Source organism: Phyllobacterium sp. CCNWLW109, from assembly GCF_037203905.1.
In the GTDB taxonomy this organism is placed as follows: Bacteria; Pseudomonadota; Alphaproteobacteria; order Rhizobiales; family Rhizobiaceae; genus Phyllobacterium; species Phyllobacterium ifriqiyense.
The window spans coordinates 142530-162575 of the sequence record NZ_JBBCBK010000001.1; the positions used below are offsets into that span (position 1 = coordinate 142530).

Annotated in this window: 22 protein-coding genes; 14 read left to right on the plus strand and 8 right to left on the minus strand. The window is 57.7% G+C overall.

All coding sequences use genetic code 11. The features are described 5' to 3' along the window. Positions 1 to 1630: 1630 nt before the first annotated feature. Positions 1631 to 2191 carry a TetR/AcrR family transcriptional regulator gene (locus tag V9K92_RS00665; protein ID WP_337352864.1) on the minus strand — a complete coding sequence of 187 codons (561 nt, stop codon included), beginning with the start codon at positions 2189 to 2191 and terminating at the stop codon, positions 1631 to 1633. Positions 2192 to 2299: 108 nt separating this feature from the next. Here V9K92_RS00665 and V9K92_RS00670 point away from each other — a divergent pair, with 108 nt between their 5' ends. Continuing rightward, complete coding sequence (locus V9K92_RS00670; RefSeq protein WP_337353476.1) at positions 2300 to 3106, plus strand: SDR family NAD(P)-dependent oxidoreductase; 807 nt, start codon at positions 2300 to 2302, stop codon at positions 3104 to 3106. A gap of 537 nt (positions 3107 to 3643) precedes the next feature. On the opposite strand, the gene V9K92_RS00680 is transcribed toward V9K92_RS00670, so the two are convergent. Next, positions 3644 to 4567 (minus strand): alpha/beta fold hydrolase, encoded by a 924-nt coding sequence (locus tag V9K92_RS00680; protein ID WP_337352865.1) that lies wholly within the window; start codon positions 4565 to 4567, stop codon positions 3644 to 3646. A gap of 279 nt (positions 4568 to 4846) precedes the next feature. On the opposite strand from V9K92_RS00680, the gene traI reads away from it, so the two are divergent. The 12 genes from traI to trbI all read left to right on the plus strand — a co-directional run bounded on the left by traI (position 4847) and on the right by trbI (position 15090). Beyond that, positions 4847 to 5464, plus strand: a complete 618-nt coding sequence (gene traI / locus V9K92_RS00685; RefSeq protein ID WP_336441229.1) for an acyl-homoserine-lactone synthase TraI — start codon at positions 4847 to 4849, stop codon at positions 5462 to 5464. Between the two features lie 15 nt (positions 5465 to 5479). Continuing rightward, positions 5480 to 6448 (plus strand): P-type conjugative transfer ATPase TrbB, encoded by a 969-nt coding sequence (trbB, locus tag V9K92_RS00690; RefSeq protein WP_336441228.1) that lies wholly within the window; start codon positions 5480 to 5482, stop codon positions 6446 to 6448. Then, positions 6438 to 6821, plus strand: coding sequence for a TrbC/VirB2 family protein (locus V9K92_RS00695; protein WP_337352866.1), 384 nt, complete (start codon positions 6438 to 6440; stop codon positions 6819 to 6821). The genes trbB and V9K92_RS00695 overlap by 11 nt, the downstream gene beginning before the upstream one ends. Then, positions 6814 to 7113: a conjugal transfer protein TrbD gene (locus tag V9K92_RS00700; RefSeq protein WP_337352867.1), complete on the plus strand. Its 300-nt coding sequence runs from the start codon at positions 6814 to 6816 to the stop codon at positions 7111 to 7113. Before V9K92_RS00695 ends, V9K92_RS00700 begins: the two co-directional genes overlap by 8 nt. Positions 7114 to 7122: 9 nt before the next feature. Further along, on the plus strand, positions 7123 to 9576 hold the full coding sequence (locus V9K92_RS00705) for a conjugal transfer protein TrbE (RefSeq protein WP_337353477.1): 2454 nt from the start codon (positions 7123 to 7125) through the stop codon (positions 9574 to 9576). 22 nt (positions 9577 to 9598) lie between these two features. Further along, complete coding sequence (gene trbJ, locus V9K92_RS00710) at positions 9599 to 10360, plus strand: P-type conjugative transfer protein TrbJ (protein WP_337352868.1); 762 nt, start codon at positions 9599 to 9601, stop codon at positions 10358 to 10360. Then, on the plus strand, positions 10357 to 10557 hold the full coding sequence (locus V9K92_RS00715) for a DUF2749 domain-containing protein (RefSeq protein WP_337352869.1): 201 nt from the start codon (positions 10357 to 10359) through the stop codon (positions 10555 to 10557). The genes trbJ and V9K92_RS00715 overlap by 4 nt, the downstream gene beginning before the upstream one ends. Then, positions 10551 to 11750 carry a P-type conjugative transfer protein TrbL gene (gene trbL / locus V9K92_RS00720; RefSeq protein WP_337352870.1) on the plus strand — a complete coding sequence of 400 codons (1200 nt, stop codon included), beginning with the start codon at positions 10551 to 10553 and terminating at the stop codon, positions 11748 to 11750. The genes V9K92_RS00715 and trbL overlap by 7 nt, the downstream gene beginning before the upstream one ends. 40 nt (positions 11751 to 11790) lie before the next feature. Further along, positions 11791 to 12453 (plus strand): conjugal transfer protein TrbF, encoded by a 663-nt coding sequence (locus V9K92_RS00725; RefSeq protein WP_337353478.1) that lies wholly within the window; start codon positions 11791 to 11793, stop codon positions 12451 to 12453. 77 nt (positions 12454 to 12530) lie between these two features. Beyond that, a complete protein-coding gene (trbG, locus tag V9K92_RS00730) occupies positions 12531 to 13310 on the plus strand; it encodes a P-type conjugative transfer protein TrbG (RefSeq protein WP_443094432.1) in 780 nt (259 codons plus the stop codon). Then, positions 13310 to 13765, plus strand: a complete 456-nt coding sequence (trbH, locus tag V9K92_RS00735; RefSeq protein WP_337352872.1) for a conjugal transfer protein TrbH — start codon at positions 13310 to 13312, stop codon at positions 13763 to 13765. Before trbG ends, trbH begins: the two co-directional genes overlap by 1 nt. An 11-nt stretch (positions 13766 to 13776) precedes the next feature. Next, entirely contained in the window at positions 13777 to 15090 is a 1314-nt protein-coding gene (trbI, locus tag V9K92_RS00740) for an IncP-type conjugal transfer protein TrbI (protein WP_337352873.1), read from the plus strand. Positions 15091 to 15472: 382 nt separating this feature from the next. Here the strand turns inward: trbI and V9K92_RS00745 are convergent, their stop codons facing one another. The 3 genes from V9K92_RS00745 to V9K92_RS00755 all read right to left on the minus strand — a co-directional run bounded on the left by V9K92_RS00745 (position 15473) and on the right by V9K92_RS00755 (position 16829). Next, positions 15473 to 15871, minus strand: coding sequence for a type II toxin-antitoxin system VapC family toxin (locus tag V9K92_RS00745; RefSeq protein ID WP_336441217.1), 399 nt, complete (start codon positions 15869 to 15871; stop codon positions 15473 to 15475). Next, positions 15868 to 16119, minus strand: coding sequence for an AbrB/MazE/SpoVT family DNA-binding domain-containing protein (locus V9K92_RS00750; RefSeq protein WP_307277940.1), 252 nt, complete (start codon positions 16117 to 16119; stop codon positions 15868 to 15870). The genes V9K92_RS00745 and V9K92_RS00750 overlap by 4 nt, the downstream gene beginning before the upstream one ends. A gap of 503 nt (positions 16120 to 16622) precedes the next feature. After that, a complete protein-coding gene (locus V9K92_RS00755; protein WP_336441216.1) occupies positions 16623 to 16829 on the minus strand; it encodes a hypothetical protein in 207 nt (68 codons plus the stop codon). Between V9K92_RS00755 and V9K92_RS00760 the strand changes: the two genes are divergently transcribed. Further along, positions 16819 to 17130 (plus strand): DUF736 domain-containing protein, encoded by a 312-nt coding sequence (locus V9K92_RS00760; protein ID WP_307277941.1) that lies wholly within the window; start codon positions 16819 to 16821, stop codon positions 17128 to 17130. The two genes, V9K92_RS00755 and V9K92_RS00760, sit on opposite strands and share 11 nt — an antisense overlap. A 420-nt stretch (positions 17131 to 17550) precedes the next feature. Here the strand turns inward: V9K92_RS00760 and traG are convergent, their stop codons facing one another. The 3 genes from traG to traC are packed head-to-tail and all read right to left on the minus strand — an operon-like array spanning position 17551 to position 19964. Next, positions 17551 to 19464 carry a Ti-type conjugative transfer system protein TraG gene (gene traG / locus V9K92_RS00765; RefSeq protein WP_337352874.1) on the minus strand — a complete coding sequence of 638 codons (1914 nt, stop codon included), beginning with the start codon at positions 19462 to 19464 and terminating at the stop codon, positions 17551 to 17553. Next, positions 19451 to 19666 carry a type IV conjugative transfer system coupling protein TraD gene (traD, locus tag V9K92_RS00770; RefSeq protein WP_337352875.1) on the minus strand — a complete coding sequence of 72 codons (216 nt, stop codon included), beginning with the start codon at positions 19664 to 19666 and terminating at the stop codon, positions 19451 to 19453. The genes traG and traD overlap by 14 nt, the downstream gene beginning before the upstream one ends. A gap of 4 nt (positions 19667 to 19670) precedes the next feature. After that, the gene (traC, locus tag V9K92_RS00775) at positions 19671 to 19964 is read right to left on the minus strand and encodes a conjugal transfer protein TraC (protein WP_337352876.1); all 294 of its coding nucleotides are present in this window, start codon (positions 19962 to 19964) and stop codon (positions 19671 to 19673) included. Positions 19965 to 20046: the final 82 nt, after the last annotated feature.

The following is a 20046-nucleotide window of genomic DNA, read 5'->3' on the forward strand; positions in this document are numbered from 1 at the left end:
ACTTCGAAGAGCGGCGCGTTGGTCGGCCGGCACGGCAATGCGCCCGTTCGTCCGGATTGCTCCGGTATCAGCGCGGGACAAGTGTCCCATTTGCAGGGGCGGTTCCAGGCGTTGCCCGCCCGCCATCATATCAGCAGCCCGGAAATAAGCCTAAATTCCGCGCGCCGGAGATACCGCAGGACCCGGGGCAAAACATAGCTGGTAAGGCAAGCCTTCCGTCCCTTGCTGCAAAGAATTCAGCTCGACAGAAATCCCGCATCGGTCCGTCAAGCCGGTAAAATGGCGAATGCAAGACCCTTGTGGGCGCATGGTGCGGCAGGTCAAAGCCGGCGACCACGGCATCATTTGATCAATCCCCAAGATGTAGATGCAACCCGTCGGGTGTCGATGCTACCAGGAACTTCCAGCAAGGGCTCATGCAAAGGCCGGCTAGGGGATGGACAGGCATAAACGATCTTCTGAATCGAATATCGATCCAGCACACAGCGCCATCCGCTCTTCGCCTGGCTTATTGGTTGCGACGCCTTTTCCTGTGATGCGCCCGTCAATCAGGTGCAAAGCTGGCTTGCCGCAGGGGAGGGCGAACCTGTCAGTTCGTGTCGCAGGTGCCCCTGCCGAAATGCCAACGATTTTCCATGGCACAACCCCATTCACACCGGCGCCGGCAGGAGGGGTGCAAGCGTCCAATCACGCCCCACATTGTGATAAGGCCATCGTTCATGCTCAGCCCCACCGTAGATCGACCAGCCGTCAGCGCCATGTTCCCAGAGCAAGGTAACAGATGCAGGGAAAGGCGCACGCAAAATACTGTAGCTTGCGATTTTGTGATACAGCGCCAGTCCCGGGGCGGGATCATCCCGAGGGTAAGGCAGGCGCGGCGGTCCTCCACCGGCCCATATCTCTGGTCATGGCGGGTTCCATGATCGCTGCTGGGCAAATTGTTGTCACTGTGCGTTGACAGGATCGTTGCAGCAACACTTCCGTCTGGCAAAAAAGTTTGGCATGGCGCCTGCTGTAACCGGGCGCGAAATGCCTTCTTCACTTGCCCGGTTTAAGCGAATGCCCGGGGCATCACAACGAGTCTGTAGCCGAAGACATCATGGCAGGAGAGCTGGTTTGCGTCATCGTGCAACGGGCAGATCCGTTTGAACGGTGGCAACTAACAGGCGCTAGTTCTCTGGCTTCAGCGCGCGCCGATCAGGGGGCGTTGAGCATACGAGATTTTTGCCTCCGGGAAGTATCGTGCGCTGCAACTGCGCTTACCGCCCCCGCTGCAAGAAGGGCCTCACATGTCGTCCTGGTCCCGGCGACCGGTATTGAACGCTGGGCTCGTGTTTCAACCCCAGCGAGCCCTTCGACAGAGCAGGAAGGTACTCATGCATAAAGGGATGCAGCCTAAAACCACGCGCCCCGCGAAAGGAAGTTAAATGGTCGTTAGCTGCGGCATGGGAGAAAATGCTCATTTAAAACGGGCACTAGGCACAGCCAAGCGTCGGCAAAACCAAATCCGAATCTGACTGGCGAGCGTTTTTGTCAAAGCAGCCCAGTGACTGTCAGCACAAACGGTTTCTGATCCACACTCTCTGGCGGCCAGCCGGGGTTCAGTTGCGGTATTTGACAAGCATGAAAATCATGTCACGGTCTGGTTGACTGCGTTATCAATCCACGCACGTGTCTGTTCCAAAATTTCGTCCGACAGAACGGGATCGTCGATCGCACGGGCGATGATCACCGCCCCTACCATCGCCGCCCAGCTTCCGACTGCCGCACGACGCCTGTCGACCTCGCTCAACTGCGCAAGCGCCTCACCGAGGCGATCGATCTGCGAGCGAAGGCCTTCGGTCATGGCCGAGCGGGCCGCCGGGTTCTGATAGCGGATGTCTGCAACAAGGCCCGCAGTCGGGCAACCACTGCCGGCATTATCCCGATGCCGGGGTGAAAGATAGGCATTCAAATAAGCGCGAAAATCCCGCCTGCCGCCTTCGTCCGCGGCAAGGACATGGGCAAGGGTATGTGCGATCAAATCGTCTTTCGAACTGAAGTGGCCATAGAAGCCGCCATGGGTGAACCCGGCCGCTTCCATCACTTCCGCCACGCTGACCGCATCGAACCCTTTGTCGCGAAACTGCCGGCTGGCAGCATCCAAAATCCGGCGGCGGTTATCTGCCATCTGCTCGCGGCTGACCTTCATTTTGAAACTCTCCGTCTGGTCCATTGACTTTTACATGATGACGATCATATTTAGCTAATCATGATGTCCGTCATGATTATAGGTTCGATCAAAGAAAAGGGCAATGCCATGACCATTATTCCGTCAGTCCTCATCACCGGCGCCTCCACCGGCATCGGTGCCGCCTATGCCGAGCGTTTTGCCGGCCGCGGGCACGATCTTGTGCTGGTTGCCCGTGACTTGGCGCGACTGGAGACCCTGGCGTTCCGTCTGCGCCAGGAATATGGCGTGGCGATCGACATCATCCGTGCCGATCTCACGCAGCCTGGCGAGCTTGCAACGGTAGAAACGAGGCTTCGCGATGACGCCCGTATCGGAATCCTTGTCAACAATGCAGGAACAGCCATTGGTGGCACGTTCATCGAGCAGAGCACCGACTCCGTTGCACGGCTGGTGGCGCTCAACACGACTGCGCTTGTGCGGCTCGCCAGTGCCATCGCTCCACGTCTTGCGAAGGCTGGCGAAGGAGCAATTGTCAATATCGGCTCTGTGGTCGGACTGGCGCCAGAATTCGGTATGACGGTCTATGGCGCAACCAAGGCTTTCGTTCTGTTTCTGTCGCAGGGGCTCAGCCTGGAGCTTGCGCCCAAGGGGGTTTATGTGCAGGCGGTGCTTCCCGCCACGACGCGAACCGAGATATGGGAGCATGTCGGCGCTGACGTCAACACGCTCTCCAACGTGATGGAGGTGAACGATCTGGTTGATGCGGCACTGGTCGGATTCGACCGCCGCGAGCCGGTAACCATCCCACCGCTTCCCGACGCCGGTCAGTGGGAAGCGCTTGAGGCAGCGCGCCAAGCCATGCTTCCAAATTACGGAAATCAGCATCCGGCCGAGCGCTACCGCGCGCCGGCCAAATCCTTACCAACCCAATAGTCACGGCGCCCTTGACCCGCAACCGGGTGGGCCGGGCTTCGTCCCGGGCGCCGAAGGAGGAACGCGTCATTTTACACCGGTTCGGTAACAGCCGGAACAGGAAAGGGGCCTGCTTGCCCAGGCGCCAATAGACTGAACGAACATGGCGGGACTGTCGCCGCTCATTAATGTTCGGCCGGCAATGTATTGCCTAAGCCCGAGGGGTAATATGCAATTAGGAGAAATAATGAGTTTGTTCACGAGGGCCAAAAGCCCGACACCAACCGGATTTTGATCAGTGGCGGGGAAGGCAGTTTCAGCGTATCAGGCATTGATTTTGCCCTATGTCCGCCAACGTGCGTTCAGCTGACATTTCCCATTTGCAGCTGGCCCGTAACTGCCATTGGCCATGCAACGCAGAATTTGCATCTATCCGGCAAAATCTGAAATCCATTGGTCGAAGACCGCAGATCAAAGACGTCCGCTCTAAGGAGATCGCGGAAGATGTCGCCGGATTAACGGACAGGCCGCTGCTATTTTCCGGCGACGTGCTCCACCCTATCTGTTCGTCTCGTTGACTATCTCGTCCCAGGTTTTGACTTTCTCCTGCCCATCCAGGAATGGCATGACTGCCTCCGGCAACTCGGGCGCAAAGAAGATATCGTAATGGGTGCGGTTGGGAATGATAGCGAGCCGGTTTTGTGACATGGTTTCACGCATCCAGCCGGCATCCCTGAGCCCGCCGCCAAGCAATTGGTAAAACTTGATTTCATGTTCGGGCCTGTACATGTCACTGTCGGCAAACACCAGCATTACCGGCATTTTCAATTTGGCAACGTCCTTGGAATAATCATACGGTTTGCGCATGAAATCGCCCATCGCGCCGATGAGGCGCGGAAAGTCCGCCGGCTTCGGGGCCACCGCGGCGTAGCTCTTGTACATGGGTGTATCCTTCATCATGTCGGCCATGTCCGCATTCATCGTCGCCTGCATCTTGATCATCTCAGGATAGAACCCGTCCTGCGCATAGCCCGCCGAAACCAGGGCAAGGCGGCTGACGACTTCGGGATGCTGTACGGCAAGCCGGAACGCCACGCCGCCCCCGAACGAATAGCCAAGGACGTCTGCCTGGTCGTGTCCGAGTGATTTAAGGATAGTTGCCATATCATCGCCCATCGCCTCAAGGCTGATCGGGCGGGCTCCAAGCCCGGTGCGGCCATGTCCCTGAAGATCGACACCAATGACCTGCCGGCCTCTGGTGAGCCGCTCCATGATCGGTTTGAACATGTCGATCGAGCCAAGTCCGCCATGAAGGAGAAGCAGCGGCTTGCCTGCGCCCTCACCGTGAATTTCATAGTAATAGTTGATACCGTCCGCTTGGATATGCCCGCTTTTTGCGGACACAGCCGTCGCTGCATGGACTGCAGATGTGACGCCCAGTGCCAGTGCTGCCACTGCAAACAGGCTCGACAGGATTTTCATGTTCGTCTCCTCGGATTGTTTCAGTTGATGTCGTGAAGACGAACCACGACCCTGAAATCCTACATACCTTTCGGCAATGATCGAAAAAAAGTGAAATCGGCAAGCACGTGCCTGCCTGTGGCTTTGGCCGAAATGCGCATTGTCGCCGGTGCTGCTGGCTCAACCAATGCCGCAATCCCTTCGAACTGATGGCCGGCAGGACTGTAGAATTCTACACTCGAACAGATCTGAAATTCATGGTCGCTTGCCTCCGTTGCCAAACAAAGGAGGTCGTAAAGGATGTTAGCGCTTGCAATACAGGACGCCCGGGACCTGAATTCACGGCGACTCGTCAACGAACTCTTCAAGCTGAGAGCACGTGTTTTTTCGGGACGGCTCGCTTGGAATGTCAACGTTCGTGATCGGCGCGAGACCGACGCCTATGATCTGCTTGACCCTACATATATCCTCGTCATTTCAGATGACGGAATTCTGGCTGGCTGCGCCAGATTGCTTCCCGCAACCGGGCCAACAATGTTGGCGGATATTTTTAAAAAGCTCCTTGCAGCCGGGCGACTGGCGGCTCATCCGGCGATGGTGGAGAGCTCGCGGTTCTGCGTTGATACCTCCCTTGTGCGAAGCAGGACAGCGGGCACGTTGCACGAGGCAACCCTTACCCTGTTTGCAGGCATTATCGAATGGTCGATGGCAAATGGATTTAAAGAGGTCGTCACTGCAACCGACGTCAGATTTGAAAGAATCCTGAAGCGGGCGGGCTGGCCGATGCGTCGCCTCGGCGGGCCGTGCAGGATCGGAGATACGATCGCGGTCGCAGGTTCTCTTGCCGCCGACGCTGCAAGCTTTGACCGGATCCGCCCGGCTGCATATCGCTCGGCAATTGTGGCCAATAGCGAGTAGAATATGGGGGCTGTCATGAACCGGTTGCGCTCCCATCCGCGCCTTATCCGCAAGCTTGAGGAAGCCCTTGGCGACCATCTGTGTGCCGCACTTGGCGATGCAAACGTTGTTGAGATAATGCTCAACCCCGATGGCAAGCTCTTTATCGAACGATTGGGGAACGGCATGACGCCGGCTGGCGAAATGCCACCTTCCACAGCCGAGATCATCATTGGAAGCATCGCACATGCGCTGCAATCGGAGGTTGACCAGAACCGTCCCATCATTTCCGGCGAACTGCCGATTGGCGGGCACAGGTTTGAAGGATTGCTGCCTCCGGTCGTTGCCCGGCCCTCCTTCACGATCCGGCGCCGGACGTCGCGCCTCATCAGGCTCGAGGACTATGTCAGATCAATGGTGATGACGGAACGCCATGCTTCCGCCATCCGCCATGCTATTTCCTCTCGCCTCAACATCGTGATTTCGGGAGGCACCGGATCGGGAAAGACAACTCTTGCCAATGCGGTTCTTGCCGAGATCGTCGAAATCGCTCCGGATGACAGGATTGTCATTCTTGAAGACACGGCGGAGATCCAGTGTGCTGCCGAAAACGCTATTGCCCTGCACACAAGTGACAGGATCGATATGGCGCGACTTCTCAAGAGCACCATGCGCCTGCGCCCGGACCGCATCGTTGTCGGCGAGGTCCGTGACGGTGCGGCCCTCACTCTGCTCAAAGCCTGGAATACGGGGCACCCGGGAGGCGTTACCACAATCCACTCCAATACGGCCCTTTCGGCTTTGCGTCGTCTTGAACAATTGACCGCCGAAATCAGCCCGCAACCCATGCGCGAAGTGATCGGTGAAGCCGTCGATCTGGTGATCTCAATCGAACGTACGCCCAAAGGGCGGCGCATTCTCGACATGGTCCGCGTCGAAGGCTTTACCGGCACTCAATATGAAACCCAAAATCCCCAGATCCAGGAGGAACGTCATGTCGCGTGATTATCGTGTGTTTCTATTCGCCGGAACTTTCGGGGCTGCAATGAGCATTTTTGTTATAGGACCTGTATTTGCCTCTTCCGGGGGAGGCGGGTTGCCATGGGAATCCCCGCTCCAGCAGATCCAGCAATCCATCACCGGACCCGTCGCCGGATTCATCGCGCTGGCTGCGGTCGCCATTGCAGGTGGAATGCTGATCTTTGGCGGTGAACTTAACGACTTCGCACGCAGGCTTTGCTATATCGCCCTTGTTGGAGGTGTCCTTCTCGGCGCGACACAGATTGTCGCCCTGTTCGGTTCGACAGGCGCATCGATCGGCCGGATGGAGGCGCCCGATCAGAAAGCCCTTCCGCAAGGGGAGAAGTCCCATGGCTGAAGTCGGCTCCGGGCTTGAAAGGTCGCCGATCCACCGGGCGCTCTCTCGTCCGAACCTTCTGATGGGAGCCGACCGCGAGCTCGTTCTCCTCACGGCGCTTGCGACGGTGATCCTGATTTTCGTTGTTCTGACGTGGTATGCGGCCCTGTTCGGCGTCGCGTTCTGGCTGATCGCCGTGGGCGCACTGCGGATGATGGCAAAAGCCGATCCCTTAATGCGCAAGGTCTATCTCCGCCACATCGGATACAATGTCCATTACCGGCCGACGTCGACGCCCTGGCACCGATATTGAGGAGCAATGATGGTCGCTCTTTCTCGCTTCCGCCACGCCGGCTCTTCCTTTGCGGACCTTGTTCCTTATGCCGGGCTCGTCGCCAACGGCGTTATTCTGCTCAAGGATGGCTCGCTGATGGCCGGCTGGTATTTCGCCGGACCCGATAGCGAAAGCTCTACGGACGTCGAGCGCAATGACATATCGCGCCAGATCAATGTCATCCTTTCACGCCTGGGTTCGGGCTGGATGATCCAGGTCGAGGCCGTGCGGGTTCCGGCAACCGATTATCCAGGAGACCGGGACTGTTTCTTCCCCGATGCGGTGACCCGCGCGATTGACGCCGAGCGTCGTGCGCATTTTGAACGGGAAAGCGGTCACTTCGAAAGCCAGCACGCGCTGATCCTGACATGGCGCCCGCCCGAGCCCCGAAGTTCCGGTCTGACACGCTATCTCTATGCCGATCGTGACACCCGGTCTGCCTCCTACGCCGATCAGGCGTTGGAGGCATTTCAGACCTCGATCCGCGAAATAGAACAATACCTCTCCATCACGATGTCGATCAGGCGGATGGTGACGCAGGAAGTCGGAGAACCACGAGGGAATGTGGTGAAATATGATGAGCTTTTCCAGTTCATCCGCTTTTGCATTACAGGGGAGAACCATCCTGTGCGGTTGCCTGCTGTCCCTATGTATCTCGACTGGCTGGTGACAGCCGAGCTGCAACACGGCATGACACCCATGGTGGACAACCGGTTTGCGGGCGTCGTTGCGATCGATGGTCTGCCGGCAGAGAGCTGGCCAGGCATCCTGAACGCGCTCGACCTCATGCCGCTGACCTATCGCTGGTCTTCCCGGTTCATTTTTCTCGATGCCGAAGAGGCCAAGGCAAAGCTTGAGCGCACGCGTAAAAAATGGCAGCAGAAGGTTCGCCCATTCTTTGATCAGCTTTTCCAGACACAAAGCAGAGCCGTCGACCGGGATGCGATGCTCATGGTGGCCGAGGCCGAGGACGCAATTGCACAAGCCTCATCCCAGCTTGTAACCTATGGCTATTATACGCCGGTGATCATTCTGTTTGATAAGGACAGTGTCCAGCTCAAAGACAAATGCGAAGCGGTCCGCCGGTTGATTCAGGGAGAAGGGTTCGGGGCGCGCATCGAAACCCTCAATGCGACCGATGCCTTCCTCGGCAGTCTGCCCGGCAACTGGTATGCCAATATCCGCGAACCGCTGATCAACACGCGCAATCTCGCAGATCTCATCCCGCTCAATCAGGTTTGGTCCGGCAGGCCCGTTGCTCCATGCCCATTTTATCCGGCCGGATCCCCGCCCTTGATGCAGGTGGCAAGCGGCTCGACGCCGTTCCGGTTTAATCTTCACGTCGATGACGTCGGCCATACACTCGTTTTCGGGCCGACCGGATCGGGCAAGTCCACGCTGTTGGCGCTGATTGCCTCGCAGTTTCGCCGCTACAAGGACGCCCAGCTCTTTGCATTCGACAAGGGGCGTTCCATGTTGCCATTGACGCTTGCCGTCGGTGGTGACCACTACGAGATTGGCGCAGAGCCGCAAGCGGCAAGAAGCGAGCTTGCTTTCTGTCCGTTGTCCGAGCTCTCGACGGACACGGATCGTGCATGGGCGAGCGAGTGGATCGAGATGCTGGTGACACTGCAGGATGTCCCCATCACTCCCGACTATCGCAACGCCATCTCCCGGCAGATCCAACTGATGGCGCAATCGCGTGGCCGGTCGCTTTCCGACTTCGTCTCCGGTGTGCAGATGCGCGAGATCAAGGACGCATTGCACCACTACACGGTCGACGGTCCGATGGGGCAACTTCTTGACGCGGAAGCGGACGGATTGTCACTGGGTGCTTTTCAGTGTTTTGAGGTTGAGGAACTGATGAATATGGGCGAGCGCAATCTTGTGCCGGTCCTGACCTACCTGTTTCGCCGCATTGAGAAACGGCTGACGGGCGAGCCAAGCCTCATTGTCCTTGATGAGGCTTGGCTGATGCTTGGCCATCCGGTCTTCCGGGACAAGATCAGGGAATGGCTGAAAGTCCTGCGCAAGGCCAATTGTGCGGTGATCCTCGCAACCCAGTCGATCTCGGACGCCGATCGTTCTGGCATCATCGATGTGCTGAAAGAAAGCTGCCCGACCAAGATTTGTCTTCCAAACGGAGCGGCGAGAGAGCCCGGAACACGCGAATTCTACGAAAGGATTGGCTTTAATGATCGCCAGATCGCCATTGTCGCCTCCGCCGTGCCGAAGCGGGAATATTATGTAATCAGTCCCGAAGGGCGCCGGTTATTCGACATGGCTCTTGGACCTCTGGCGCTTTCGTTTGTGGGCGCATCCGGCAAGGAAGATATCAAGCATATCCGTACCCTTTATGCCGAACATGCGGCCGCCTGGCCGCTCCATTGGATCAAGCAGAGGGGGATTGCCGATGCAGCATTGCTGTTACCGAAAGCTTAGGAGAAACCTTTTCGCGACCGCCATGGCCGTGGCAGTGCTTGCGCCGGTCACGTCCGGATTCGCGCGCGCTGGCGGTGTCACCGGACAGGCTACAGAATGGACCCAGCTGGCCAATAATGCTGAGCTGATCAGCCTCGTCGGCAAGTCGGCCGAGCAGGTGAACAATCAGATTACCCAGATCAATCAGCTCGCAGAGCAAATCCAGAACCAGCTCAACATCTACAGGAATCTTTTGCAAAACACCGCCCAGCTACCGGATCATATATGGGGCCAGGTTGAAAATGATCTGGGCAAGCTTCAGAGCGTTGTCGCGCAGGGGCAGGGCATCGCCTTTTCCATGGGCAATGTCGACGATGTCCTGAAGCAGCGCTTCGCGAGCTTCGCCGACATGAAAAGCAACCTGCCGGACAGCGCGAGCTTTTCGTCGACCTATCAGGACTGGTCAAACGCCAATCGTGACACGATCCTCGGCACACTGAAGGCTGCAAATCTCACCGCTGAGCAGTTTAACAGCGAGGAGAGCACAATGTCATCATTGCGCTCAATGTCCCAAAGCGCTGATGGGCAGATGAAAGCACTGCAGGTCGGCCATCAGATCGCTGCCCAGCAGGTCGCGCAAATGCAAAAGCTGCGCGGGCTGGTTTCACAGCAGATGACCATGATGGGCACGTGGTTTCGATCCGAACAGGCACAAAAGGATCTTGCCCAGGCCCGACGGGAAAAATTCTTCAACGCACCGATCAATGACATCCGCGGCGGCCAGACAATGGAGCCGCGCTGGTGAGCCCGCGCATCCTCGTTATCCTCGTGCTGGCGTGTGCCATCGTTTTCGGAATGGTGTTTCAACCCGACGCGATGACTGAGCCACCGGCGATGATTTCGGAACCGACTGCTGCACAGCGCGAATACCGCGAGCGCTTTTTCGGTGGCGATCCGGACCGTGATGTGAGCGGCGGCCAGGAGATGAAGTCAGGATGGTAGTTTTACGCGCTTCCCGCGCTCAGGAGACAGCGTTCTTCGTCGTCGCGATTTTGCTGTTTGCGAGTGCGCCAGCGCTTGCACAACAGGGTGCGGTGCTGACCACGCTGGAGAACCAGGTCGTGAGTGCCGCCAAGGGATGGGAGACAACGATCATGAATGCAGCGCGCTCCCTGTTCTGGATTCTCGCCGGTATCGAAATCGGCACTGCCGCTATCTGGCTGGCGGTCAGTGCCGCCGCGCTCGATTCATGGTTTGCCGAACTGGTGCGCCGGATCATGTTCATTGGCCTCTTCGCCTTTATCCTCGACTGTGGCCCGGCATTCGCCAAGGCCGTAGTCGACAGCCTGTACCAGATCGGCGCCGGTGGTGGCTCTCCGTCGCCCGCCAATATTTTCGACGCCGGAATCCGCGTTGCGTCGAAGATGTCCGAGCAGGCCAAGTTCGGTCTGTTCGAGGACAATGCGCTGGCCATCGCTGCGGTTTTCGCGATGGTTGTGGTTGTCGTTTCATTTTCCCTGATCGCAGCCATCTTCGTTGCCGTCATGGTAGAGATGTATGTCGGGCTCCTGGCAGGAATGATCATGCTCGGGCTTGGCGGCTCCTCCTACACCAAGGATTTCGCCATCCGATACCTGGTTTATGCCTTCTCGGTCGGCATGAAACTGATGGCGTTGGTGATGATCGCCAAGATCGGCTCCGAGACCCTGCTCGGACTGGCTGAGGCGCCAACCGCAACCACCGACCAATTTATTACCACGCTCGCCATCGCCGGCATATCGGTCGTCGTGTTCGTAATTGCGATGTATGTCCCTCCTATCATGCAGGGCGTGGTGCAGGGTGTGTCCGTGACGGGCGGCATGGAGACGATCCGGCACGGCTCGCAGGCGTCGGGTTTTGCCGTCGGTGCGACGGTGGGCGCGACTTCCCTGGCCATGGGAGGAGCGAGAATCGGTGCAGCGGCGTATGCCGATGCCCGGTCGACGGGCTCGTCAGTGGCAGGAGCGGCGCTGAAAGGAATGGCAAGCGGGTTCGGGGCAACTGGAGGCGCACTCGCCTCGGCAGCCCGCGATCAGGCGATGGGCGGACGCGGCACCTATGGCACCTCAACGCTCGGGCTCGCCAACGCCAAGCTCGAGGAAGCCAGAAAATCATCCCTGGCGCCCAAAGACTCATCCGGAAATAAGGGACGCTGATATGAGACGACCGACTGCCCGAAACACGGCGTGGGGGATGATGGCACCGGGAGAGACAGCAGAAAACCCCTATATGGCCGCACGGCTGGAATGGAATGAGCGCTACGGCTCCTATATCCACGCGGCAAGGACATGGCGGATCGTCGGCATTGCCGGCATGCTGATGGCGGTAATCGGCTTCAGCTATGGGCTTTTCCAAAGCACCCAGGTGAAGCTCGTCCCCTACATCGTCGAGGTCGACAAGCTCGGAACCGCCGCAAGTGCCGGCTTCCCGCAGCAGATCGAATATGCCGACCCGCGTGTGGTGCGGGCCACGCTCGGCGGTTTCGTTTCAAATTTTCGCTCGGTGACTCCCGATGCGATTGTACAAAAGCACTATATCGACCGCACCTATGCGCTGCTTAGAACTTCGGACCCCGCGACCGAGAAGGTGAACAACTGGTTTCGCGGCAATTCTCCCTTTGAAAAGGCCAGGAACGCCACCATAGCGGTTGAAGTCACCAACATCGTAGCGCTGTCAAAACAGTCCTACCAGGTCGACTGGACCGAATATGAACGCGACCGGAAGGGCAAGGAAACTGCGGTTCGGCGGTTTCGAGGCATTGCCACAGTCACCCTCAATCCACCACAAGATGAAAGCATCATCCGGCTCAATCCGCTAGGTCTTTACCTGCGTGACTTCGACTGGACGGCGCAGCTGTAAAAGGTATGAAACCAGACATGAACGTCAGCGCAATCTCCGCCAGGGCCGTCCTGATTGCATCCATCACCCTGCTTGTCATGACCACATTCCTTCCGGTCGCTCTGGCTCAGAGCATGAGCGCAAATGAAGCGAAAGGTACAAACATATCCGGCCAATGGCGGGGAAGCCGCGGACTTGTCACGAAAGGGGCGGATGGCAAGGTCATCTTTCTTTTCGGGGAGGTGCAACCATCCGTCGTCTGTTCACCATTGCAGGTGTGCGACATCGAACTTCAGGCCGGCGAGGTGGTCCGTGACGTCCTTGTCGGCGACACGGTGCGCTGGAAGGTTGAACCCGCCACCTCCGGTGCAGCCGGTGGACAGGCGATTCATCTGATCGTTAAACCCTCCGAGCCTGGCCTGATCACGTCCATGGTGGTGACAACATCGCGGCGAACCTATCACATTCAGCTCAAATCGCATGCAAGGCAGTATATGGCACGTGTGGGTTTCGAATATCCCGAAGACGTTTCGGCGAAACTTGCTGACATCAATGCACGGCTGGAAACCGGCACGATTTCCGGGGCCGGTTTGCCCCCAGAACAATTGAATTTCGGCTATTCGCTTTCCGGAACAGCAAGCTGGCGCCCGGTGCGCGTCTACGGTGACGGATCGAAAACCTATATCCAGTTCCCAAAATCCGTATCAGCCAAGGATGCACCGGTTCTGTTCGTTGTGTCGGGGGGCCAGAACCGCATTGTCAACTACCGCATGAAAGGCGATATGATGATGGTCGACTACAATATTGACCGTGCCGTACTTGTCTCCGGCGTCGGCTGGAAACAGCAAAAGATCACCATCAAGCGGGGAGGGCGGTGATGCGATTGCATTCACCTGTTCGCGCCATGATGGTTGCCGGGTTTCTCGCCTTTGTTCTTTCAGGGTGTGCATCGGTTGCACCAACGGGATTGATCGCCGGCACCGCGCTGCCTGAAATCTCCGATACTGCCGCAGGCGCGATCGCCGGCGACATGGTCAGTCGTCTTGCCGAACAGATGGGACCCCGGACCGCTGCCGTTGCCTTGAATCAGGATGATACGCCGTTCGGACGGGCGCTTGAGGCTGCGCTCAAGGGCTGGGGCTATGCGGTTGTCGCCGACCAGAAGACCGGGGATAGAACAAAACTCATCTCGCTTGCCTATGCGGTGGAGCCGTTCGAGGGACAGATGCTTGCACGGCTATCAACGGCGAGCCTGAAGATCGGCCGCGTTTACAGCATAACAAGCGTAGGCGCGACGCCGACAAGCCCGCTTTCGGTTATGCAGAGCAGCTAGGAAGGAGCGTCATGGTGCAATCGCTGCAGCTTGGAGGAACGCAAAACAGCAACCAGGCCACCAGCATGCGGCGCGTCAATCGCCTGCCTGTATTCGTCCTGATTTGTCTGGTTGTCGTTTTTCTCGTCATCATATTCTTTGGTCTTGCGCAACGTGGGCTTTATCCTGGTGACGAACCAGGCATTGATCAGTCTGCGGGACACCCGGCCTCTAGCTATGCCGATCAGTTGAAACAGGGTGTGGCCGACGGCATCATTGGCGAGCCTCAGCCGCCCCCAAACTTCCAGCCCTCTCCCGTGGACACGAAGCCGGACGCATCCGCCAACCCGTTCGGGATGCAGACAAACCATACGGGCGAATACCAAAAGCGGGATAGCGGCCTGGAAGAGGACGAGATGTGGCGGGCACGACTTCAACGCGAGCAGGACGAACAATATCTGCGCGAACGGCAACGTCAACGCATGGCGCGTCTGCAAGCGAATGCAGCAGCCCATGATGCCCCTCTTGCCCTTGACCCTGGCAAGTTTGCAAGCAGGCCGGGCGATGCGACGGAAATGCCCAATACACTCAAATCTTCATACTCCGCATCTCAAGCTTCCGGCTCGGACCTTTATGCCGCAGCGCTGAGAAATGGTCTTGCTGGTCAAAATTTTGACCAGAACGGCCAGGCATCCAAGCAAGACTTCTTCAATTCGGACATCACGGAACCCGGATATTTGCCACACCGGGTCGTCCCGCAGCAATCGCCCCATGAACTCAAGCGCGGGTCGGTCATTCCTGCAACGCTGATCAATGGCATTAACAGCGATCTGCCCGGCCGGATCATTGCACAGGTCAGCCAGAACATCTATGACAGCGCAACCGGCCATCGCCTCCTGATCCCGCAAGGAGCCAAGCTGTTTGGCCGGTATGACAGCAAGATCGCGTTCGGGCAAAGACGAGTTCTTGCTATCTGGACGGATATCATTTTCCCGAACGGCTCGACGCTTCAGATAGGCGCCATGGCCGCTGCCGATGTGCAAGGGTATGGCGGCTTCAAGGACAAGGTGAACAACCACTATTTGAGGACGTTTGGTTCGGCTGCCCTCATCGCGATGATCGGAACGGGAATCGACATGGCCATGCCGGAAAGCTCTACGCGTGCGACACAGGATACCGCATCCGACGCAGCCAGGCGAAACTTTGCAGAATCCTTCGGACGTGTCGCCGAGCGCACGATCAACCGAAATCTCGACGTCCAGCCGACGTTGGAAATTCGCCCGGGCTATCAGTTCAACGTCGTTGTCGATCAGGACATGGTTTTCCCGGCGGCATATGGAAAATAGCGTGTCTGATATTTACGAAGCGGGAAACTAATCGACGCGCACGATCACTTCGGTTGGTTGGCGATGAGGTAGCGCTCGGCTTAGCGATGTCAATGACTGTCGGCTACAATGATGAGGAGTGGGGAACAACGTGCATATTCGATCAATGAGTTAGCCCGATAATTCCAGGTTTCAGTCACGTTGCTGGCCAAAACATGCGATTATTGCTACATATCAGGGCCACCTGCGGGCTATTGGCAGAAACTTGCGTTTGGAAAGACGCCGGTAAGAGGCTCTCGACAATCTCCGGCAGACGAAAGGTCACTATCTTACAATGACAAGGGAAACCCAGACAGCCGGGTGCCAAGTTCTGCGACCGTCGTGCTAATAATGCGAGGCGCGGTCAGGACAGGAGCTGCGCCACCTGTCCTTGATCTGTCAGCAGTTCAACTGCCTGTTTATCGAACGACATAAAGGTTTCGCCGCCCAACCAATTGCCCTCATATGCCATGATACCATCCGCGAAATCACCACCAGCTTCGAGAATGGCGAGTCCGGCCTCAACAGCAGGACGATTCATCACAACATTTCCAGCATCCAGCAAATCACGGATCGTCAGGGCTACATCTTCCTTCGGGAGCTTCGCTCCGCGCCGTAGTATCCAAACCAGCTCACACAGGCACGGCAAGGCTACCGCGATAAGGGAAGCCTCTTTGAGAAGATTGCTGGCGGCACGGCCTTGCTTTGCGTCGTCCTGTAAAACAGCGCGCGCGAGTATATTTGTATCAACTGAGATTTTCATTCTTCACCCGCCCAACCAGAGGCGGCAATCTCGTTCATTTCGTCAATCGTCATCGGCTTTCTGACCTTGCCCGCATGCCGACTGATGAAACTATCAATTGTGCCTTTCGGCCGCGCCGCTTTCACCCGAAGCTCACCGCCCGGCAGTTTGTCCAATTCTATCCGTTCGCCGGGCCTAATGCCGAGATGTTGCAGTAAATCCCGCTTTAGCGTGACCTGTCCTTTCATTGTAACCCCTAGTGAAGTCACGACTCTCTCCTTTTTGCTCAGTAGGTCACGTACAGTAATGCAAATTCTCATTACTTGCAAGTGGCATTGTTTAGATGGGTGCAAAGCAATCGCGAGGGCTCAAGAAGGCCTAGCGGCCTTTACGCCATCAGGAAATTCCCCACAGGGACGAATGATTGCTGCGGCAAAGATAAATGGTTGACGGTAGGCCCATCTGATCATGTACACTCGAATGCCAGGTCTTGGTCTGACCATGCCGACTCCATATCTGTCTCCCCCGTCTGTGCTCATTGGAAGTCCATGTGACCTCGTTCGCTTGCGTCTCTTTTTTGATTGCCAGGCCGGGGCAGGCTGCTTCCGATAACCGGCGGCGACATTGGTGCGGGTCACCGCCATGCCATTTCGCTCGACGTAATCTGGTGACGAGGGACATGCGTCCAGGGTTCCTTCCATTGCAGTCCAGGCCACGTCCTTCGCGGGCTCGATGGGGCATGTCTGATCGGAGACCGGCTTCGCCTCGACCGTTATCCGCAACGGCCATCCGCAGCTTTCTTCCCCTGCGAACTGCGTTCGCATTCCTCGCGAAACAACAAAGCTGCTTCCTGCCGTCCTCCACTGCGTTTCAGCCCCTGCGGGGTGCGGTCCGATCGTCGCCGATCTTTGCGACAGCCATCGAGGCCGCGATGGGCGCGGCCCGAAACAAGCGAAAGGAACAAGACAATGGCTACCATCGGCACCTTCACCTCCACCGAAAACGGCTTTACCGGCTCGGTCCGTACCCTCGCACTAAACGTCAGGGCCCGCATTGCCCGCATTGACAACCCCTCCGACAAGGGCCCGCACTACCGCATCTATGCCGGTAATGTTGAGCTCGGTGCGGCATGGCAGAAGCGCTCCAACGAGAGCGAGCGCGACTACCTCTCGGTCAAACTGGACGACCCGAGCTTTCCCGCTCCAATCTACGCCACTCTGACTGAGGTGGACGGTGAGGCAGCCCTGCACCTCATCTGGTCCCGTCCAAACCGGGATTGAAGCCATCGGTCCAGGGGCTCTGCCAGCGAAGGCGGGGCTCCACCCGGGGTTGCCAGGAAGCACACGGGCATGTGGGCCTGGCATTCGCGCCGGACGCGAGCGATCCGGTCGCAGCGCAATCAATGCCCGGACGGAAACAGGACGGTTTTTACTAACGTCCGGAATTGCACACACGCCTCAGTCACGACTTCCACACGGTGGTAATGCTTGAGGAAATGGCTCGCGCAACCCAACCGGTTGAATGGCAGGGCAAAGCCACGCCCGGTTACTTGTCGCGGTGATCACGATAGCTGCTTTCCTTGTTTAGGCTGGGCGATTGCTCGACCCATCTGCGGATTTTCCAGGGTCGATATCATCCAACGCCTTTTCGCGCCGATCATCCCGTTCCGAAACGAACACAATAGGTTCGTCGCATCGATACTATGTTCTGTAAAAATGGCTTTTTCCGACGACCGATTTCATATCACTGCGCCGGAACCAGATCGCGCGACCGCATCGCAGCGGTGGGTTGCCCGCTGTAAACACGATCTGCTCGTCAGACCGCATTTGCATGATTTCATGCGGCAGGATCAGGCGGCGGACCGAGAGCTGTTTGGATCGCGAGCGCGATGATCCCCGCATCCCGGAGGAACGGTTTGTCTGGTCAACCTCGACCGTGGTATCGCCGCAACGCCTGGAAAGATACTCTGCTGTTTCCGGATCGTTGATCGCCGCAAACGAGATCCAGGAAGCGGACTCGAACCATTTCGAAGTCGCGTCGCGGCCGCCATAGGCCTCACGCATCTGTCCCAGTGACTGGAAGATCAAGATCAAGGTGATGCCGTATTTGCGTCCAGCATCGCGCGCGGTTTCAAGGATGCGCAGATAACCGAGGCGGGCTGCTTCATCAAGCAGGAAGAGTGCTCGGCCGGTCAACTCGCCCTTGCGGTTGTAGACCGCGTTCAAAAACGAGCCGATCACCACCCGGGCAAGCCCGGGATGCGCCTCGAGCACCTTGAGGTCCAGCGTGATGAAGATGTCTGTCTCGCCTGCGGCAATGTCATCGGTCGAAAATGCATTTCCAGATACGAGGGCGGCATAGTTCGGATAGCTGAGCCAGTGTGTCTCCTTGACTGCATTGGCATAGACGCCGCTGAATGTTTCCGGTGTCATGGCGATGAACGGAGCTACATTTTCCTTCACAAAATCCGAATCCGACTGGTCATGAATGCGCGCGAGCCGCTCCCGAAGTTTCGGTTCGGGTTCGGACAGGTTGACGCGGACCTGTCTCAGACTCTGGTCCATCACCTGCAGGTTTCCGGACAGGCAGACGTCGGCGATGAGGGCAATGAGGAGTTGCATCGCGGATGCGCGAAAGAAATCATCACGGGCGGATTCCTGCCGCGCACTGTCTGTCATCACCCAGGTCGCGACGGCAACGATATCCTCTTCTTTCGAATTGCCAAAGCGGCCAATCCAATCGAGCGCGTTGAACCCTGTTTCAGGATTTCCCGGATCAAGCACGATGACATTCCGGCCCGCCTTGCGCCGGTGCTCGACCACCATCGGCGCGACCTCGCCTGACGGATCGAGCACAACGAGACCGCCTCCCCATTTAAGTGCTGTGGGAACGGTGACGGATGTCGTCTTGAACCCTCCCGATCCTGCAAAAACCACGCCATGCGTTGAACCGAATGTGGCATCGAAACAGAGCATCGGCGCCTTGCCACCAGTCCCCCAGGTCTGCGGCGCGTCGGCCCTGAACGCAATATCTGTGACGCTGTCGCGGTCAACGCGGTAACGTTCGCCGACAACAATGCCGCCCGTTTGTGGAAACAGCTTTGCCGCCTGTTTCATGCTCATCCATTGGCTCTCGCCATGGATTGCACGCTTGCCCCCGATACGGCGCGGCGCGGGTCTGACAAAAGCGGCATTGCCTATCAGCGCAACTCGCAACGCAAATATACCCGCAAGCAGCGTAACGCATGCGCCGATCATGATCGCCGCATCCGCATAGACGAGGACCGATTGACCCTTTGGCACATTATCGGACAGTTCGACCAGGCGGACACTTTCGCGGATCGCAGCAATGACAACCGTCAAGAAACTTGCGCCTGTAACACTCCATCCGGCAGCCTTGATGTTCGCTGCGCCATTGGCGGCAAACAAGGTGAGGGTTCCGATGACGCCAGCCGTAACGTAAGGCACGGCAAGGCCAATACGGCCGAGTATCATGCGCGCCTGATCGGATTTTCCAAATGCGGCCAGCCAATGTTCGATGCCCGCCATTGCGAACATTGACGCTATCATCAGGGATGCGGGCATTGCTGTCAGCAGCAGCCTACGCATTGTCATGGCCGAACGCCTGCGCGCCGATTGCTGTCAGGCGGTCGCGCTCTTTTTCATCGTCAGCAAGACGAATGCCAGCGTCGATCAGAAGACCAAGCAGGAGGCCGCGTTTCTCATAACGCAATCCCGCCTTCACGATCAGCCCGCCGAGTTCGATTTTCTCGCGGGTGTCCTGTCTTCGAGCCTCGGATGTCGTCAACCGTTTCATCCGCTCAAGCCTCGCCAGCGCTGTTTTTAATCGCGTCAGACGCGAGCGGCAACGAACCGCTTGCAGCGCTCGATCCCGCCGGTTTTTTCCCTTCGGCCGAGCCGTTCCGGTCCGGGCGAAACCGGGCGGCGAGCTCTTCGAAGGCTCTCAGTAGTTCCGTTTCGTCAATCGCAATATCGCCGATCCCCGCCTTTAGGGCGAGGCGGCCGATGCGTTCAGCCTCACGCGTCTCGGCCTGTCGCAACTGGTCCTGAAGGAGGGCGATTTCTTGCCTGATCTTCGCGGATGGCTTCTTCATTGCGGGTCTTCCTTTCAAGATTTCTGCGGAAATTCCTTTTGGGGTTACAAGCTGCTCTCGGCTTGCAAGGATTGCGCAGACA

Excerpts from the sequence above, each read along its gene's own strand:
- V9K92_RS00665 (WP_337352864.1), bottom strand. The coding sequence starts at position 2,191 with ATGAAGGTCAGCCGCGAGCAGATGGCAGATAACCGCCGCCGGATTTTG.
- V9K92_RS00670 (WP_337353476.1), top strand. The coding sequence starts at position 2,300 with ATGACCATTATTCCGTCAGTCCTCATCACCGGCGCCTCCACCGGCATC.
- V9K92_RS00680 (WP_337352865.1), bottom strand. The coding sequence starts at position 4,567 with ATGAAAATCCTGTCGAGCCTGTTTGCAGTGGCAGCACTGGCACTGGGC.
- traI (WP_336441229.1), top strand. The coding sequence starts at position 4,847 with ATGTTAGCGCTTGCAATACAGGACGCCCGGGACCTGAATTCACGGCGA.
- trbB (WP_336441228.1), top strand. The coding sequence starts at position 5,480 with ATGAACCGGTTGCGCTCCCATCCGCGCCTTATCCGCAAGCTTGAGGAA.
- V9K92_RS00695 (WP_337352866.1), top strand. The coding sequence starts at position 6,438 with ATGTCGCGTGATTATCGTGTGTTTCTATTCGCCGGAACTTTCGGGGCT.
- V9K92_RS00700 (WP_337352867.1), top strand. The coding sequence starts at position 6,814 with ATGGCTGAAGTCGGCTCCGGGCTTGAAAGGTCGCCGATCCACCGGGCG.
- V9K92_RS00705 (WP_337353477.1), top strand. The coding sequence starts at position 7,123 with ATGGTCGCTCTTTCTCGCTTCCGCCACGCCGGCTCTTCCTTTGCGGAC.
- trbJ (WP_337352868.1), top strand. The coding sequence starts at position 9,599 with ATGGCCGTGGCAGTGCTTGCGCCGGTCACGTCCGGATTCGCGCGCGCT.
- trbL (WP_337352870.1), top strand. The coding sequence starts at position 10,551 with ATGGTAGTTTTACGCGCTTCCCGCGCTCAGGAGACAGCGTTCTTCGTC.
- V9K92_RS00725 (WP_337353478.1), top strand. The coding sequence starts at position 11,791 with ATGGCACCGGGAGAGACAGCAGAAAACCCCTATATGGCCGCACGGCTG.
- trbG (WP_443094432.1), top strand. The coding sequence starts at position 12,531 with ATGACCACATTCCTTCCGGTCGCTCTGGCTCAGAGCATGAGCGCAAAT.
- trbH (WP_337352872.1), top strand. The coding sequence starts at position 13,310 with ATGCGATTGCATTCACCTGTTCGCGCCATGATGGTTGCCGGGTTTCTC.
- trbI (WP_337352873.1), top strand. The coding sequence starts at position 13,777 with ATGGTGCAATCGCTGCAGCTTGGAGGAACGCAAAACAGCAACCAGGCC.
- V9K92_RS00745 (WP_336441217.1), bottom strand. The coding sequence starts at position 15,871 with ATGAAAATCTCAGTTGATACAAATATACTCGCGCGCGCTGTTTTACAG.
- V9K92_RS00760 (WP_307277941.1), top strand. The coding sequence starts at position 16,819 with ATGGCTACCATCGGCACCTTCACCTCCACCGAAAACGGCTTTACCGGC.
- V9K92_RS00755 (WP_336441216.1), bottom strand. The coding sequence starts at position 16,829 with ATGGTAGCCATTGTCTTGTTCCTTTCGCTTGTTTCGGGCCGCGCCCAT.
- traG (WP_337352874.1), bottom strand. The coding sequence starts at position 19,464 with ATGACAATGCGTAGGCTGCTGCTGACAGCAATGCCCGCATCCCTGATG.
- traD (WP_337352875.1), bottom strand. The coding sequence starts at position 19,666 with ATGAAACGGTTGACGACATCCGAGGCTCGAAGACAGGACACCCGCGAG.
- traC (WP_337352876.1), bottom strand. The coding sequence starts at position 19,964 with ATGAAGAAGCCATCCGCGAAGATCAGGCAAGAAATCGCCCTCCTTCAG.